The 14,588-nt window shown below is 51.8% G+C and carries 15 protein-coding genes; 10 read left to right on the forward strand and 5 right to left on the reverse strand.

Features of this window, described 5'->3' with window-relative positions:
- Positions 1 to 128: 128 nt before the first annotated feature.
- Positions 129 to 893, reverse strand: coding sequence for a pyruvate dehydrogenase complex transcriptional repressor PdhR (pdhR, locus tag HV261_RS21980; protein WP_003018699.1), 765 nt, complete (start codon positions 891 to 893; stop codon positions 129 to 131).
- 564 nt (positions 894 to 1,457) lie between these two features.
- Here pdhR and aroP point away from each other — a divergent pair.
- The 3 genes from aroP (at position 1,458) to HV261_RS21995 (ending at position 5,343) form a co-directional block, all read left to right on the forward strand.
- Positions 1,458 to 2,831: an aromatic amino acid transporter AroP gene (gene aroP / locus HV261_RS21985; protein ID WP_202039484.1), complete on the forward strand. Its 1,374-nt coding sequence runs from the start codon at positions 1,458 to 1,460 to the stop codon at positions 2,829 to 2,831.
- A 155-nt stretch (positions 2,832 to 2,986) separates the two neighbouring features.
- Complete coding sequence (locus HV261_RS21990) at positions 2,987 to 4,393, forward strand: glycoside-pentoside-hexuronide (GPH):cation symporter (RefSeq protein ID WP_202039485.1); 1,407 nt, start codon at positions 2,987 to 2,989, stop codon at positions 4,391 to 4,393.
- Complete coding sequence (locus HV261_RS21995) at positions 4,393 to 5,343, forward strand: glycoside hydrolase family 43 protein (RefSeq protein WP_202039486.1); 951 nt, start codon at positions 4,393 to 4,395, stop codon at positions 5,341 to 5,343. The genes HV261_RS21990 and HV261_RS21995 overlap by 1 nt, the downstream gene beginning before the upstream one ends.
- Positions 5,344 to 5,409: 66 nt before the next feature.
- Here the strand turns inward: HV261_RS21995 and ampE are convergent, their stop codons facing one another.
- Together ampE and ampD are read right to left on the reverse strand one after the other, a co-directional pair.
- Positions 5,410 to 6,264: a beta-lactamase regulator AmpE gene (ampE, locus tag HV261_RS22000; protein ID WP_202039487.1), complete on the reverse strand. Its 855-nt coding sequence runs from the start codon at positions 6,262 to 6,264 to the stop codon at positions 5,410 to 5,412.
- Complete coding sequence (ampD, locus tag HV261_RS22005) at positions 6,261 to 6,824, reverse strand: 1,6-anhydro-N-acetylmuramyl-L-alanine amidase AmpD (RefSeq protein ID WP_137383708.1); 564 nt, start codon at positions 6,822 to 6,824, stop codon at positions 6,261 to 6,263. Before ampD ends, ampE begins: the two co-directional genes overlap by 4 nt.
- A gap of 87 nt (positions 6,825 to 6,911) precedes the next feature.
- Here ampD and nadC point away from each other — a divergent pair, with 87 nt between their 5' ends.
- From nadC to hofC, 4 genes are all read left to right on the forward strand, one after another.
- Entirely contained in the window at positions 6,912 to 7,805 is an 894-nt protein-coding gene (gene nadC, locus HV261_RS22010) for a carboxylating nicotinate-nucleotide diphosphorylase (RefSeq protein WP_202039488.1), read from the forward strand.
- A 227-nt stretch (positions 7,806 to 8,032) separates the two neighbouring features.
- On the forward strand, positions 8,033 to 8,470 hold the full coding sequence (gene ppdD, locus HV261_RS22015; protein WP_202039489.1) for a prepilin peptidase-dependent pilin: 438 nt from the start codon (positions 8,033 to 8,035) through the stop codon (positions 8,468 to 8,470).
- Positions 8,471 to 8,479: 9 nt separating this feature from the next.
- Positions 8,480 to 9,865: a type II secretion system protein GspE gene (gene gspE / locus HV261_RS22020; protein WP_202039490.1), complete on the forward strand. Its 1,386-nt coding sequence runs from the start codon at positions 8,480 to 8,482 to the stop codon at positions 9,863 to 9,865.
- Positions 9,855 to 11,057, forward strand: a complete 1,203-nt coding sequence (gene hofC, locus HV261_RS22025; RefSeq protein WP_202039491.1) for a protein transport protein HofC — start codon at positions 9,855 to 9,857, stop codon at positions 11,055 to 11,057. The genes gspE and hofC overlap by 11 nt, the downstream gene beginning before the upstream one ends.
- Before the next feature lie 107 nt (positions 11,058 to 11,164).
- Here hofC and HV261_RS22030 read toward each other — a convergent pair whose 3' ends face one another.
- Positions 11,165 to 12,208, reverse strand: a complete 1,044-nt coding sequence (locus HV261_RS22030) for a GMP reductase (RefSeq protein WP_040229985.1) — start codon at positions 12,206 to 12,208, stop codon at positions 11,165 to 11,167.
- 225 nt (positions 12,209 to 12,433) lie between these two features.
- Between HV261_RS22030 and coaE the strand changes: the two genes are divergently transcribed.
- The 3 genes from coaE to yacG are packed head-to-tail and all read left to right on the forward strand — an operon-like array spanning position 12,434 to position 14,001.
- The gene (gene coaE, locus HV261_RS22035; RefSeq protein WP_202039492.1) at positions 12,434 to 13,054 is read left to right on the forward strand and encodes a dephospho-CoA kinase; all 621 of its coding nucleotides are present in this window, start codon (positions 12,434 to 12,436) and stop codon (positions 13,052 to 13,054) included.
- Complete coding sequence (zapD, locus tag HV261_RS22040; RefSeq protein WP_202039493.1) at positions 13,054 to 13,797, forward strand: cell division protein ZapD; 744 nt, start codon at positions 13,054 to 13,056, stop codon at positions 13,795 to 13,797. Before coaE ends, zapD begins: the two co-directional genes overlap by 1 nt.
- A gap of 9 nt (positions 13,798 to 13,806) precedes the next feature.
- Positions 13,807 to 14,001, forward strand: coding sequence for a DNA gyrase inhibitor YacG (yacG, locus tag HV261_RS22045; protein ID WP_202039494.1), 195 nt, complete (start codon positions 13,807 to 13,809; stop codon positions 13,999 to 14,001).
- A 173-nt stretch (positions 14,002 to 14,174) separates the two neighbouring features.
- On the opposite strand, the gene mutT is transcribed toward yacG, so the two are convergent.
- Positions 14,175 to 14,564: an 8-oxo-dGTP diphosphatase MutT gene (gene mutT, locus HV261_RS22050; protein WP_202039495.1), complete on the reverse strand. Its 390-nt coding sequence runs from the start codon at positions 14,562 to 14,564 to the stop codon at positions 14,175 to 14,177.
- Between the last annotated feature and the right edge of the window lie 24 nt (positions 14,565 to 14,588).

Here is a 14,588-nt window from a genome sequence, read left to right on the forward strand (position 1 = left end):
TGGAACCTGTCCCATTGTGTTCTCGCTCGCGAGAGCACAATAAGACAGGTTCTGCGTTTAGTTGCCGCGCACTTTATATGGCGCTTGATTTACAACATCTTCTGGTTAACGTTCTGCCAGAAAAATCACTAATTCTTTCGTTGCTCCAGACGGCGTAAGGCGCGTTCACGACGGCTTTCCTCACGGCTTCTGTCCAGCAGGATCTCTTCGATAAACGCCAGGTGACGGTGGGACGCTTCACGCGCCTCTTCCGGCTTCCCGGCGATAATCGCTTCAAAAATACGCGTACGGTGACTGCTAACCAGTGGCAGCATTTCACGACGCGCATACAGCAATTCGAAGTTTTGCCGAACGTTCTGGGCCAGCATCGGCTCCATACACCTTAGCAAATGGAGCAGCACCACATTGTGTGCCGCTTCGGTGACAGCAATTTGATACTGAAGTACGGCATCAGATTCACCGTCAAGATCGCCGGACTGTTGAGCAAGCTCGATCGCATGGTGGAGTTCACGGATACGCGTTTTGTCTTCATCCGTGCTGCGCAGTGCAGCGTAATAAGCTGCAATACCTTCCAGCGCATGGCGCGTCTCAAGCAGGTCAAACTGGGATTCAGGATGGTCGGAGAGCAGCTCTACCAGTGGGTCGCTAAAGCTCTGCCACAGGCTGCTCTGAACAAAAGTGCCACCGCCCTGACGACGAAGCAGTAAGCCCTTCGCTTCGAGGCGTTGGATCGCCTCACGTAAGGAGGGGCGGGAAACGTCGAACTGTTTTGCCAGCTCGCGTTCCGGTGGGAGTTTTTCTCCGGGGCGAAGTGTCCCCTCAAGAATTAAAAACTCCAGCTGCTGCTCAATCACATCGGAGAGTTTTGGTTGGCGGATTTTGCTGTAGGCCATGATTTCCTGTCTTAAGCCATTTGCCCGGAGTCAATTGGTCTTACCAATTTCATGTTCTTGACGCTAAAGTAACAAAGTATTCACCTTCTGTCCATACAGGTTTTGATTGAAATCAGTAAAGGAGGCATATTTTAACAACATTACAGAAATAACGTTTCAAACATGTAACTATGCACAAATGTTAAATTTACCCATCCCGAGGTAGTTTTAACCGAATTGAAACGAAAAAATATATCATTTGAACCGATTCACCTGCCTATTTATCGATTTATCAATCACTATTTACGAATAAAAATTCAAATTGGAAATTTTGTGGTAGATAAACTCGCGCTTACAAATGGTTTCTTTTTATTCAACTCGTCACTCGCGCCGCATAAAGCAGGTGCATTCGCGCTCGCATAACATTATTCTGATCAAGACAAAAGTCTTTAGGCAACATTTCATAATTCATTACTGTAAATAAATTAATACAACAAACGGAATTGCAAACTTACACACGCGTCACTGCGTGGTTCAAAATATAAGTACTCGAAAGATGAAGAGTAAAACCACACACGAGGTTTCATGATGGAAAGTCAACAGCATGGCGATCAGCTAAAGCGCGGCCTTAAAAACCGCCATATACAGCTTATCGCGCTGGGTGGCGCGATTGGTACCGGGTTATTCCTCGGAAGCGCATCCGTTATTCAGTCTGCAGGGCCGGGGATTATTCTGGGTTACGCTATCGCCGGATTTATCGCTTTTCTGATTATGCGTCAGCTAGGTGAAATGGTGGTGGAAGAGCCGGTAGCAGGCTCCTTTAGTCACTTTGCCTACAAATACTGGGGGAGCTTTGCCGGTTTCTCCTCCGGCTGGAACTACTGGGTGCTGTACGTTCTGGTTGCCATGGCTGAGCTGACTGCCGTCGGGAAATACATCCAGTTCTGGTATCCGGAAATCCCAACATGGGCTTCGGCAGCAGCCTTTTTTGTGATCATCAACGCCATCAACCTGACCAACGTAAAAGTGTTCGGTGAGATGGAGTTCTGGTTCGCCATTATTAAAGTCATTGCCGTGGTTGCAATGATCCTGTTCGGCGGTTGGTTGCTGTTTAGCGGCAACGGCGGTCCACAGGCCAGCGTCAGCAACTTGTGGAGCCAGGGTGGATTCCTGCCACACGGCTTCAGCGGGCTGGTAATGATGATGGCTATCATCATGTTCTCTTTCGGCGGTCTGGAACTGGTCGGGATCACCGCAGCAGAAGCCGATAACCCGGAACAAAGCATTCCCAAAGCGACTAATCAGGTCATCTACCGTATCCTGATTTTCTATGTAGGCTCCCTGGCGGTACTGCTTTCCCTGATGCCATGGACGCGCGTAACAGCAGATACCAGCCCGTTTGTCCTTATCTTCCACGAGATGGGTGACACCTTTGTTGCCAACGCCCTGAACATCGTAGTGCTGACCGCTGCCCTTTCTGTCTATAACAGCTGTGTATACTGTAACAGTCGTATGCTGTTCGGCCTGGCTCAGCAGGGTAACGCGCCAAAAGCGCTGATGAACGTGGATAAGCGCGGCGTGCCGGTTAACACCATTCTGGTCTCCGCACTGGTTACCGCACTGTGCGTACTGATTAACTATCTGGCACCGGAATCTGCGTTTGGCTTACTGATGGCGCTGGTGGTTTCCGCATTGGTCATCAACTGGGCAATGATTAGCCTGGCGCATATTAAGTTCCGCAAAGCAAAACAGCAGCAGGGCGTCGCCACTCGCTTCCCGGCACTGCTGTACCCGCTAGGTAACTGGATCTGCCTGATTTTCATGGCTGCGGTACTGGTAATTATGCTGATGACGCCGGGCATGGCAATCTCGGTGTACCTGATCCCGGTATGGATTGCCATTCTTGGCATTGGCTATCTGTGCAAACAGAAAACGGCCGGCGCCGTAAAAGCACATTAATCCTTCCCCCCACCTACATCAGGTGGGGGTTGTTATCTGCCTCACACTTTCCCACAGATGACTGTTTAGTCCATATCAGCGGCGCTATCCTGCAACGCAAAAATACCAACACCAGACAATAATTCTCTCCATATCACATTAATGGAGTGCGCTTGATGGAAACCAGAAAGCTGTCGGTGAAAGAAAAGATCGGCTATGGAATGGGCGATGCCGGATGCAACATCATATTCGGCGCTATCATGCTGTTTGTTAACTATTTTTATACAGATATTTTCGGTCTTGCGCCTGCACTTGTCGGCGTATTGCTGCTCTCGGTACGCGTTATTGATGCCGTTACTGACCCTATCATGGGGGCAATGGCCGATCGTACTCGCAGTAAATATGGTCGGTTTCGTCCATGGCTTCTGTGGATGGCTTTCCCCTACGCATTATTCAGCGTACTGATGTTTACCACCCCGGAGTGGACGTATAACAGCAAAGTTATCTATGCGTTTGTCACCTACTTCCTGCTCTCTATTACCTACACAGCAATCAACATTCCCTACTGTTCACTCGGTAGCGTCATCACCAACGATCCGAAAGAACGCGTCGCCTGCCAGTCGTATCGTTTCGTGCTGGTCGGGATTGCAACTCTGCTACTCTCACTCACGCTACTGCCAATGGCAGACTGGTTTGGCGGGGAAGATAAAGCCAAAGGCTATCAGATGGCGATGGCCGTGCTGGCTTTCATTGGTATGTGCATGTTCCTGTTTTGTTTCGCGACCGTGCGCGAACGTGTACGCCCTGCGGTACCCACGAACGACGATTTAAAAGCCGATCTGAAAGACGTGTGGAAGAACGATCAGTGGGTGAAAATCCTGCTATTAACCTTGTGCAACGTCTGTCCGGGCTTTATTCGTATGGCTGCCACCATGTACTACGTCACCTGGGTTATGCAGCAAAGCACACAGTTCGCAACGTTGTTTATCAGCCTTGGCGTGGTCGGCATGATGATCGGCAGTATGCTCGCGAAGGTATTAACTGACCGCTGGTGCAAACTGAAAGTCTTCTTCTGGACCAACATCGTACTGGCGGTGTTCTCCGGCGCGTTTTACTTCTTCGATCCGAAAGCCACCATGATGATTATGGTGCTCTACTTCCTGCTCAACATCCTGCATCAGATCCCTTCCCCACTGCACTGGTCGCTGATGGCGGATGTGGATGACTACGGTGAGTGGAAAACCGGTAAACGTATTACCGGGATCAGCTTCTCCGGCAACCTGTTCTTCCTGAAGCTGGGGCTGGCGATTGCCGGCGCGATGGTGGGCTTCCTGCTCTCCTGGTACGGCTACGACGCAGGGGCGAAAGCGCAAAGTGACTCCGCGATTAACGGCATTATGCTGTTGTTCACGATTATTCCGGGCGTCGGTTATCTGATTACCGCAGGCGTGGTTCGTCTGCTGAAAGTTGACCGCGAATTTATGCAGCAAATCCAGTCAGACCTGGAAAAACGCCGCGCCAACTACCGTGAATTGAATGAGTACCATGACGTTAAATCGACTGAACATGTAAGGAAAACCTGATGAATCAGTGGCCGAATCCCTTTATCGAACAGCGTGCCGATCCGTTTATCCTGCGTGACGGTAACCACTATTATTTCATTGCTTCAGTACCTGAATATGACCGACTGGAGCTGCGTCGGGCTGACTCTCTGGAGGGATTACGCACCGCGGAACCCGTTGTTGTCTGGCGCAAACCGGACAGCGGCCCAATGAGTCAACTTATCTGGGCCCCCGAGATCCACGCTATTGCCGGTAAGTGGTACATCTATTTTGCGGCCACGCACACGCAGGCGCTTGATACGTTGGGTATGTTCCAGCACCGCATGTTTGCGTTGGAGTGCGCAGATGCCGATCCGCTAAGCGGTAAGTGGGTTGAGAAGGGGCAAATTGAAACCCAGTTTGATACCTTCGCGCTTGATGCCACCACGTTTAACCATCAGGGGAAACAGTGGTATTTGTGGGCACAGAAATCACCTGATATTGCCGGAAACTCCAATATTTATCTCGCAGAGATGGAAAACCCTTGGACGATTAAAGGCCAGCCGGTGATGCTCAGCCATCCGGAATATGACTGGGAATGTCGGGGCTTTTGGGTCAACGAAGGTCCAGCCGTCGTGGTGCACGGAGACAAACTGTTTGTCAGTTACTCCGCCAGCGCAACCGATGAAAACTACTGCATGGGTTTACTGTGGATTGACCTCAACGCCGATCCGCTCAACCCGGAAAACTGGCATAAGTCACCGCGTCCGGTCTTCACCACCAGCTATGAAAACCGTCAGTATGGACCCGGGCACAACAGCTTTACGCAAACGCCGGAAGGGGATGATGTACTGGTGTATCACGCAAGGAATTACACCGAAATAGAGGGAGATCCGCTGTATGACCCGAATCGCCACACCCGACTGAAGCTTGTACGCTGGGATGAGAACGGCATGCCGGATTTTGGCGTGCCACCTGCCGATACGCTTTAAAATGTTTGCCCGGTGGCGCTGCGCTTACCGGGCCTACACTTTTTTCCATTGTAGGCCGGATAAGCGCTAGATCAGCGTGCCATAAATGGTCAGCAGCGCAATCACCACAACCACGACAAACGACGTTTTCTTCGCCATTGCAACGGCTGCTTTCGGCGTTTCGACCTTATCAGTATGCGGCTCACGCGCCAGCGAGAACTGCGCCAGACGGGTCAACACCTGATACTGCGAAGTATGCATATCCGCCAGCGATGCAAACCAGGCGGGCAACGCCTTCTCACCGTGTCCTAACAGCGCATAGACCACACCCGCCAGACGTACCGGAACCCAGTCCAGGACATGCAGGATCGCATCAATACCTGACTGCAGACGCTGATGCGGCGTCTGGTAGCGCGCCAGCCAGGATTGCCACGCGCGTAAAAAGGCATAGCCGACCAGCGTCACCGGTCCCCATGGACCACCGACGATCAACCAGAATAACGGCGCCAGATAAAAGCGGAAGTTGTTCCATAACAGCGCATTTTGTAGCTCACGCAGAAACTCTCGTTCATCACAATCCGGCGGCACGCCATGAATCAGCGTCAGTTCGCTGGCCATCGCCTCACGGGCGTGCGCATCATTCCGTGAAGCCGCATTCAGGTAGGCATGATAATGAAGGCGCACCTTGCCAGCACCGATGCACAGCAAACCAATTAAGATCCACACCACCAACAGCGGAACATTAAATAACAGCCCATGCAGCGCACGCAGCAACAGGAATGTCACCGCCATTGCAATAATGGTCATTGCTAACGTTCGCGCCATAGAGAAATGCTTAACCCGCCGGAAAAAGGCCTCAATCCGGTGATCAAGCTGCCAGTGCTCACCCAGCTTAAACAAGCGCTCAACAATCAGCACCAGTAATGTTGTAAACAGCGTCATGTCATCTCCTTGTGTGACGAGGGGGTGACCAGGGCGCGAAACCTTGCCCAGTCAAAAGATGGCCCAGGATCGGTCTTCCGTTCGGGCGCAATATTGCAATGCCCAGTCATGTTGCTGGCAATCGCCGGATAACGCTGAATCAGCGTCTGCGTCACGGCAGCCAATTGCTGGTACTGCGCATCGGTATAAGCCAGCGTATCCGTACCTTCAAGCTCAATACCAATTGAAAAATCATTACAGCGTTCACGCCCCTGATAGCAGGAGACGCCTGCATGCCAGGCACGTTTGTCAAAGGGAACATATTGCACGACCTCACCGTCACGGCGGATCAGACAATGGGCAGAAACGCGTAAATGGGCAATTTGTGCAAAAAAAGGATGGGCGTTGGGATCAATTGTTCCAGTGAATAACGCGTCTATCCATGGGCCGCCAAATTCACCGGGTGGCAGGCTAATATTATGCACCACCAGCAAAGAAGGGCTTTCGTCATCCGGGCGGCAATCGTAATGAGGAGAGGGAACGCGTCGCGCCTCTGCCAGCCAGCCCTCGTCTAACAACATGCAGAATCTCCTTATTGATGGTGCTCATATCAGGTTCAGGGTAGCATGTTTCTACCTTATGATTCGTTAGCAATTTGGAGTTTTATCATGCCGCCTCGCCGCTATAACCCTGACTACCGACGTGACGCGCTGTTGGAACGCATAAATCTCGATATCCCTGCCGCGGTTGCCCAAGCGCTGCGCGAAGATTTAGGCGGAGAAGTTGATGCCAATAACGATATCACCGCACAGCTTTTACCTGAGGATATGCGTTCCCATGCCACCGTCATTACACGCGAAGAGGGTGTTTTTTGTGGGAAACGCTGGGTGGAAGAGGTCTTTATTCAGCTTGCTGGCGATGATGTCAGCATCAACTGGCATGTTGAAGATGGCGACAGCATTAAGGCTAATCAACCGCTGTTTGAACTGGACGGCCCTTCCCGCGTGTTGCTGACCGGCGAACGTACCGCACTCAACTTTGTGCAAACGCTGTCTGGCGTTGCCAGTGAAGTGCGTAAATACGTCGACCTGCTGACCGGGACAAAAACCCAACTGCTGGATACACGTAAAACGCTGCCTGGGCTACGTACGGCGCTGAAGTACGCGGTACTCTGCGGCGGCGGTGCGAATCATCGTTTAGGTCTTTCTGACGCCTTCCTGATTAAAGAGAACCACATTATTGCTTCCGGTTCAGTGAAACAGGCCGTGGAAAAAGCCTTCTGGCTGCACCCGGACGTGCCGGTTGAGGTAGAAGTGGAAAGTCTGGATGAACTGGACGATGCGCTGAAAGCCGGGGCGGACATCATCATGCTCGACAATTTCGAAACCGACCAAATGCGCGAAGCGGTCAAACGTACCAACGGCCAGGCGCGTCTGGAAGTATCAGGTAACGTCACCTATGAAACGCTACGCGAATTCGCGGAAACCGGCGTGGATTTCATCTCTGTGGGCGCATTGACCAAACATGTCCGCGCACTCGATCTCTCGATGCGTTTTCGCTAATCGCTGACTGTTCTGCCCGATGGCGCTTCGCGTATCGGGCCTACAGCCCCCAGCCGTATACGCCGTCGCTCGGCGGTTTATTCGAGCGTCTTCGCAAATACGTTGTCTGATTCTGTAATTTCGTAATATTCATCTGAACCGTCCTTCTCGTTCTATTTTTTGCCCCTCGCCTAAAATCCCTTCGATTTGCCAAAGTAGCGCCAGCTAACTCAAGGAGCAAATCAACAATGGACAAACAACGAGGCTTCACGCTTATCGAACTGATGGTGGTCATTGGCATCATTGCCATCCTCAGCGCTATCGGTATCCCTGCTTATCAAAACTATCTGCGCAAAGCCGCGCTGACAGACATGCTGCAAACCTTTGTCCCCTACCGTACTGCCGTCGAGCTTTGCGCGCTGGAGCACGGCGGAACAGAAACCTGTGATGCCGGAACAAATGGGATCCCCTCTGCGACCACCACCCGCTATGTCTCAGGTATGAGCGTTGAAAAAGGTATCGTCAGCCTCACTGGGCAGGAAAGTTTGAATGGGCTAAGCATCACCATGACGCCCGGTTGGGACAACGCCAACGGCATAACGGGCTGGAATCGCAACTGCGCTATCCAGAATGACAGCGCGCTGCAACAGGCCTGTGAAGACGTTTTTCGCTTTGATGCCAACTAAGGAAAAGAGATGAATACCACACAACTGACGGCACTTTGCCAACGTTATCAGGGAATATTGCTCGATGCAGACAATGACGTGGTGCATATCGCCGTTGTGGATGCTCCTTCCCACGAACTGCTGGATGCACTGCATTTTGCAACGACCAGGCGTATCGATATTGTGTGCTGGACGCGTCAGCAAATGGAGGGCCACACACACGCGCCGCGTAAAATGCTCCCGGCCATCATCACAGAAAGCAGCGCAACTGCCGCAGAGTTGCTGAACCATGCTTTTCAATCCGCATTGGCACAACGGGCTTCTGATATTCATATTGAACCTGCGGAGAATCACTACCGGATCAGGATACGTGTGGATGGCGTACTACACACATTACCGGAAGTCACCACAGAGATGGGCATTGCTCTCACTGCAAGATTAAAGGTGTTAGGCAGTTTGGATATTGCCGAGCACCGACTCCCGCAAGATGGGCAATTTACCGTGGAGATTTCAGGCGACCCCATTTCGTTTCGCATCGCCACGCTGCCTTGCCGATGGGGTGAAAAAGTAGTGCTACGCCTGCTTCACCAAGTTAATCAAACGCTGGAGGTCAACGCACTGGGCATGCATGAGGTACAGCTGGCTGCGTTTTCACAAGCATTACAGCAACCGCAGGGATTGATTCTGGTCACCGGGCCGACCGGGAGCGGCAAAACGGTTACCCTGTACAGTGCGCTACAAACCCGAAACACCCCCGATGTGAATCTCTGTAGCGTAGAAGATCCGGTCGAGATCCCCATTGAAGGGCTCAATCAGACACAAATTCATCCTCGCGCCGGGCTTAATTTTCAGGGTGTATTACGTGCACTACTGCGCCAGGATCCCGACATCATTATGGTGGGCGAAATCCGCGACGGCGAAACAGCTGAGATTGCCCTCAAAGCCGCACAAACCGGTCATTTGGTTCTTTCGACACTGCATACCAATTCCACCAGTGAAACACTGATACGCCTGCAGCAAATGGGGGTGGCACGCTGGATGATTGCCTCCGCGCTGACGTTAATTGTTGCGCAGCGATTAGTCAGAAAATTATGCCCACATTGTCGGCGACGACTTGATACGCCCATAACACTCCCGGTAACACTTTGGCCTACGCCACTACCGCATTGGCAGGCACCCGGTTGCCAACACTGCTATCACGGGTTTTATGGTCGAACCGCTCTGTTTGAAGTACTGCCCATTACGCCAGCGTTGCGGCAACGTATTGCCGATGGCTCATCCGCAGACGTTGTGGAATCAGATGCTCAGCAAGCGGGCATGAGTACGCTTTTCGAAGATGGCTGTCAGGCTGTGGAACAAGGGTTAACGACATTTGAAGAACTGATCCGCGTACTAGGCACACCCCATGCCAACTAAACACCTCTGGCGCTGGCAAGGAATAACCCACGAAGGTCAGCCTGTAGCAGGGATGCTATGGGCTGATACCCGGCCATCGCTCCTGTTTGTGCTCGAACAGCAGCAGATTACACCGATTCGCATTAATCGGATGCGCGTTAAAACCTCGCACTGGAACAGAGCAAACAGTGCCGAAGCCATACGCCAGTTGGCAACATTGCTTAAAGCGGGATTGACGCTTTCCGCTGGGTTAACTCTGCTCGCTGAACAGCATCCCAGCAACCAGTGGCAGGCATTACTGCGCACGCTGGCTTACGATATGGAACAAGGCATTGCGCTGTCAGCCTCGCTTTCGCGGTGGCAACACGTATTTCCCCCGCTGTACCAGGCAATGATCCGCACCGGAGAGCTAACGGGCAAACTGGACGACTGCTGTTTTGAACTTGCCCGTCAGCAAAAAAACCAACAGCAACTGGCGGATAAAGTTAAAAAAGCCCTACGCTATCCCATTATCATTCTTGCTATGGCGATAATGGTCGTGCTGGCGATGCTGCATTTTGTGTTACCTGAATTTGCCGCCATCTATCGCACGTTCAACACCCCGCTACCGGCGCTCACTCAGTGGATTATGGCCGCGGCACACTACAGCAGTCGATGGGGATGGCTGGCAGGGTTGCTCTGCCTGGTGCTGGGAACAACATACGGGTTGGTAAAGCAGAAACCCTACTGGCTTATTCTGCGCCAGAAAATACTGCTGCACTTCCCCATCATCGGGCCGATGGTCAGAGGGCAAAAACTCACACAGATCTTCACCGTGCTGGCATTAACACAAAACGCGGGCATTCCCTTTCTGCAAGGTCTGGAAAGTGTCACTGAAACCCTTAACTGCCCTTATTGGTCCCAACGTTTGGCACAGGTGCATCACGATATCAGCGCCGGGAAGCCGGTATGGCTGGCACTTAAGAATAGCGGTGAATTTAGTCCACTGTGCTTGCAACTTGTGAGAACCGGTGAAGCTTCCGGCTCTCTGGATGCGATGCTGCAAAACCTCGCCCGACATCACAGCGAATACACGCTGTCTCAGGCCGAAAATTTGGCGGCATTACTTGAGCCAGCCTTGCTTGTCATTACGGGGTTGATTATCGGTACGCTGGTTGTGGCAATGTATTTACCGATATTTCATCTGGGAGATGCAATGAGTGGCGTGGGATAAGTTCAAATGTCGGATGGCTACATAAACGCCTGATCAGGCCTACACCGAGCATGAGCGTAGGCCTGATAAGCTGTGCGCCATCAGGCGTTTAACAGTACAACCTGTTCTTACAGGCTATTGAAAACGCGGTTTTCTTGTTCCTGTACGCGAATAAAGGTTGTCCGTTTGGTCAGCTCTTTCAGGCGGGATGCACCGACATAAGTACAGGCTGAACGCAGGCCGCCAAGGATATCACGAGCGGTGTTATCAACCGGGCCACGCAGCGGCAGCTTAACGGTTTTACCTTCAGCGGCACGATACTGAGCAACACCACCAACATGGCGCGTCATAGCAGACTCAGAGCTCATACCGTAGAACAGCATGAATTTCTCACCGTTCTCTTCAACGATTTTACCGCCGCTTTCTTCATGACCAGCCAGCATGCCGCCCAGCATAACGAAGTCCGCACCGCCGCCGAACGCTTTTGCCACGTCACCCGGCATTGTGCAGCCACCGTCGCTGACAATCATACCGCCCAGACCGTGGGCTGCATCGGCACATTCAATCACTGCAGAAAGCTGCGGATAGCCAACGCCGGTTTTTACACGGGTGGTACATACAGAACCTGGCCCAATACCGACTTTGACAATGTCCGCACCGGAAAGCACCAGCTCTTCACACATCTCGCCGGTGACTACGTTGCCAGCACAGATCGTTTTTGTCGGCCAGGCCGCACGTGCTTTCGACACAAACTGAACAAAGTGCTCTGAATAGCCATTTGCCACATCAATGCAGATAAAGTTCAGCGCTGGATTCAGTGCCAGAATCTGTTTGGTTTTTTCGAAATCAGTGTCCGACGTCCCGGTTGAAACCATCACGTGTTTCAGTACATCGGCAGAGGAATCCGCAATGAAAGCAGCCCAGTCTTCAACAGAATAGTGTTTATGCACAGCGGTCAGGATGTCGAAGGAGGCTAGCGCCGTTGCCATGGCAAACGTCCCGACGGTGTCCATGTTCGCGGCGATAATCGGCACGCCGGACCAGGTCTGACCTGAATGTTTAAAGGTGAATTGACGTTCCAGTTCAACATCGGAACGACTTTTGAGAGTAGAACGCTTAGGGCGGATAAGAACGTCTTTGAAACCTAACTTCAGATCTTCTTCGATACGCATGTGCGGATTCCTGGGGTTAATGGCGAAAAATCGAAACTCACAACTCCAGTGACGCTATCATACGCACTAATCAATGCCGCGCAAGACTGCGAAATTCTCTTTTTTTACGCTACAATCCCATAAATTTACCTGGCGAATAGTAGGTTAATCCTGCAGCAGCCTCGCCTTCACGCGCTTAACTTTTAACTGTTTGATAATCAAACTTAAACTCCAGGATCTGGATCTATGAGGTATACGGTAGCCTTAACCGGCGGCATTGGCAGTGGTAAAAGTACCGTTGCAAATGCATTCGCTGACCTCGGAATAAACGTGATTGATGCGGATATCATTGCGCGCCAGGTGGTCGAACGCGGTATGCCTGCTCTACAGGCAATTGCAGAACATTTTGGTTCCGACGTTATTGCTGCGGATGGCTCGTTACAGCGGCGAATTTTACGCGAACGCATTTTTTCCGATCCTGATGAGAAAAAATGGCTAAATTCCTTGCTCCACCCACTTATTCAGCAGGAAACACAGCGTCAGTTTCAGCAAGCGACCTCCCCTTATCTGTTATGGGTCGTTCCCTTGTTGGTAGAAAACGCGCTGTATAAAAAAGCCGATCGCGTACTCGTCGTGGATGTCACCCCTGAGACTCAACTCAGGCGAACCATGCAGCGTGATGATGTTACGCGCGAACACGTTGAACAAATTTTGGCTGCCCAGGCAACACGTGAAGCGCGCCTTGCCGTGGCAGATGATGTTATTGATAATAATGGCGCACCGGATGCTATCGTCTCGGATGTCGCCCGCCTGCACGCGCTCTATTTGCAACTCGCGTCGCAGTTTGTCTCACAGGAAAAACCGTAATGCACACCCAGGTCCTTTTTGAACACCCTCTCAATGAGAAGATGCGTACATGGCTGCGCATTGAGTTTCTGATCCAGCAACTCTCCGTTAATTTGCCCATTGTGGATCACGCAGGTGCACTGCATTTTTTCCGCAATGTGGGGGATTTACTGGATGTATTTGAACGTGGCGAAGTCCGTACTGAACTCCTCAAAGAGCTGGAAAGACAGCAGCGAAAACTTCAGGCCTGGGTTGAAGTTCCCGGCGTCGATCAAAGCAGAATCGACTCTTTACGTCAGCAGTTAAAAAGTGCGGGCAGCATTCTGATTTCAGCCCCGCGCATCGGACAAACCCTGCGTGAAGACCGTCTGATTGGCCTTGTTCGTCAGCGTTTAAGTATTCCCGGCGGATGCTGCAGTTTTGATTTGCCGACTTTACATATCTGGCTGCACCTGCCACAGACTCAGCGTGACACGCAGGTTGAGACCTGGCTTGCCAGCCTGAATCCTCTCAACCAGGCGTTGTCTCTGGTGTTGGATTTAATCCGCAACTCTGCGCCGTTTCGTAAGCAAACCAGCCTGAATGGTTTTTACCAGGACAACGGCGATGATGCAGACCTGCTGCGTTTACAGTTGCCGCTCGCTTCGCAGCTTTATCCGCAAATATCGGGTCATAAGAGCCGCTTTGCCATTCGCTTTATGCCGCTGGATAGCGAGAACGGTCAGGTGCCTGAGCGCCTCGATTTCGATCTGGCGTGCTGTTAAGGAGTTAAGATGTCTGAACAAACTATCGTACACTGCCCAACCTGCGGTAAAGCTGTCGTGTGGGCAGAAGTCAGTCCGTTTCGTCCATTCTGCAGCAAACGTTGTCAGTTAATTGACCTGGGTGAATGGGCCGCGGAAGAGAAGCGAATCCCAAGCTCCGGCGATCTGTCAGAAAGCGATGACTGGAGCGAAGAGCAGAAGTAATTCTGCTAATACGGTAGGCCGGATAAGGCAACGCCGCATCCGGCCAATTATGGCGGGGGCGCTACGCTTGCCCGCCCTACGTTTTAGTTCGTAGGCCTGATAAGCGCAGCGCCATCAGGCAAAACAACATAAAATGCCGGATGCGGCGTTGCCTTATCCGGCCTGCTACACAATTAGCCAGCAATCAACTTTTCAATGACCGGCGCATTCGCGGGCGGGAAATCATCCGTATTTAGCGCATCTTGCGCAATCCACTGCGCCGGTTGCCCCTCTTTCCCCCACGGTTCACCTTCCCAGCTTTCAACCAGCCAGAACCATAAAGTGATATGTCTGTCGGGGAACTGGTACTCCAGTTTTTCGAACAGCGAGCTTTGCGTCGGCGTAATACCCACTTCTTCCTGTAACTCACGACTTAACGCCTGCTCTGGTGTTTCACCCGGTTCAATTTTACCGCCGGGAAATTCCAGTTTGTTTGCCATGTGAGCATCGGCGGCACGCTGAGTGATAAAAATCTCGTTGTGCTTATTACGAATAATTCCAACCGCGATTTGCAGTACTTTCATATTTATCGTCCATAAAAAAGGCGC

It is taken from the genome of Citrobacter sp. RHBSTW-00671, assembly GCF_014103415.1.
Lineage (GTDB): Bacteria > Pseudomonadota > Gammaproteobacteria > Enterobacterales > Enterobacteriaceae > Citrobacter.

Excerpts from the sequence above, each read along its gene's own strand:
- gspE (WP_202039490.1), top strand. The coding sequence starts at position 8,480 with ATGAATACCACACAACTGACGGCACTTTGCCAACGTTATCAGGGAATA.
- ampE (WP_202039487.1), bottom strand. The coding sequence starts at position 6,264 with ATGACGCTGTTTACAACATTACTGGTGCTGATTGTTGAGCGCTTGTTT.
- HV261_RS21995 (WP_202039486.1), top strand. The coding sequence starts at position 4,393 with ATGAATCAGTGGCCGAATCCCTTTATCGAACAGCGTGCCGATCCGTTT.
- zapD (WP_202039493.1), top strand. The coding sequence starts at position 13,054 with ATGCACACCCAGGTCCTTTTTGAACACCCTCTCAATGAGAAGATGCGT.
- nadC (WP_202039488.1), top strand. The coding sequence starts at position 6,912 with ATGCCGCCTCGCCGCTATAACCCTGACTACCGACGTGACGCGCTGTTG.
- ppdD (WP_202039489.1), top strand. The coding sequence starts at position 8,033 with ATGGACAAACAACGAGGCTTCACGCTTATCGAACTGATGGTGGTCATT.
- aroP (WP_202039484.1), top strand. The coding sequence starts at position 1,458 with ATGATGGAAAGTCAACAGCATGGCGATCAGCTAAAGCGCGGCCTTAAA.
- HV261_RS21990 (WP_202039485.1), top strand. The coding sequence starts at position 2,987 with ATGGAAACCAGAAAGCTGTCGGTGAAAGAAAAGATCGGCTATGGAATG.
- coaE (WP_202039492.1), top strand. The coding sequence starts at position 12,434 with ATGAGGTATACGGTAGCCTTAACCGGCGGCATTGGCAGTGGTAAAAGT.
- yacG (WP_202039494.1), top strand. The coding sequence starts at position 13,807 with ATGTCTGAACAAACTATCGTACACTGCCCAACCTGCGGTAAAGCTGTC.
- hofC (WP_202039491.1), top strand. The coding sequence starts at position 9,855 with ATGCCAACTAAACACCTCTGGCGCTGGCAAGGAATAACCCACGAAGGT.
- HV261_RS22030 (WP_040229985.1), bottom strand. The coding sequence starts at position 12,208 with ATGCGTATCGAAGAAGATCTGAAGTTAGGTTTCAAAGACGTTCTTATC.
- pdhR (WP_003018699.1), bottom strand. The coding sequence starts at position 893 with ATGGCCTACAGCAAAATCCGCCAACCAAAACTCTCCGATGTGATTGAG.
- ampD (WP_137383708.1), bottom strand. The coding sequence starts at position 6,824 with ATGTTGTTAGACGAGGGCTGGCTGGCAGAGGCGCGACGCGTTCCCTCT.
- mutT (WP_202039495.1), bottom strand. The coding sequence starts at position 14,564 with ATGAAAGTACTGCAAATCGCGGTTGGAATTATTCGTAATAAGCACAAC.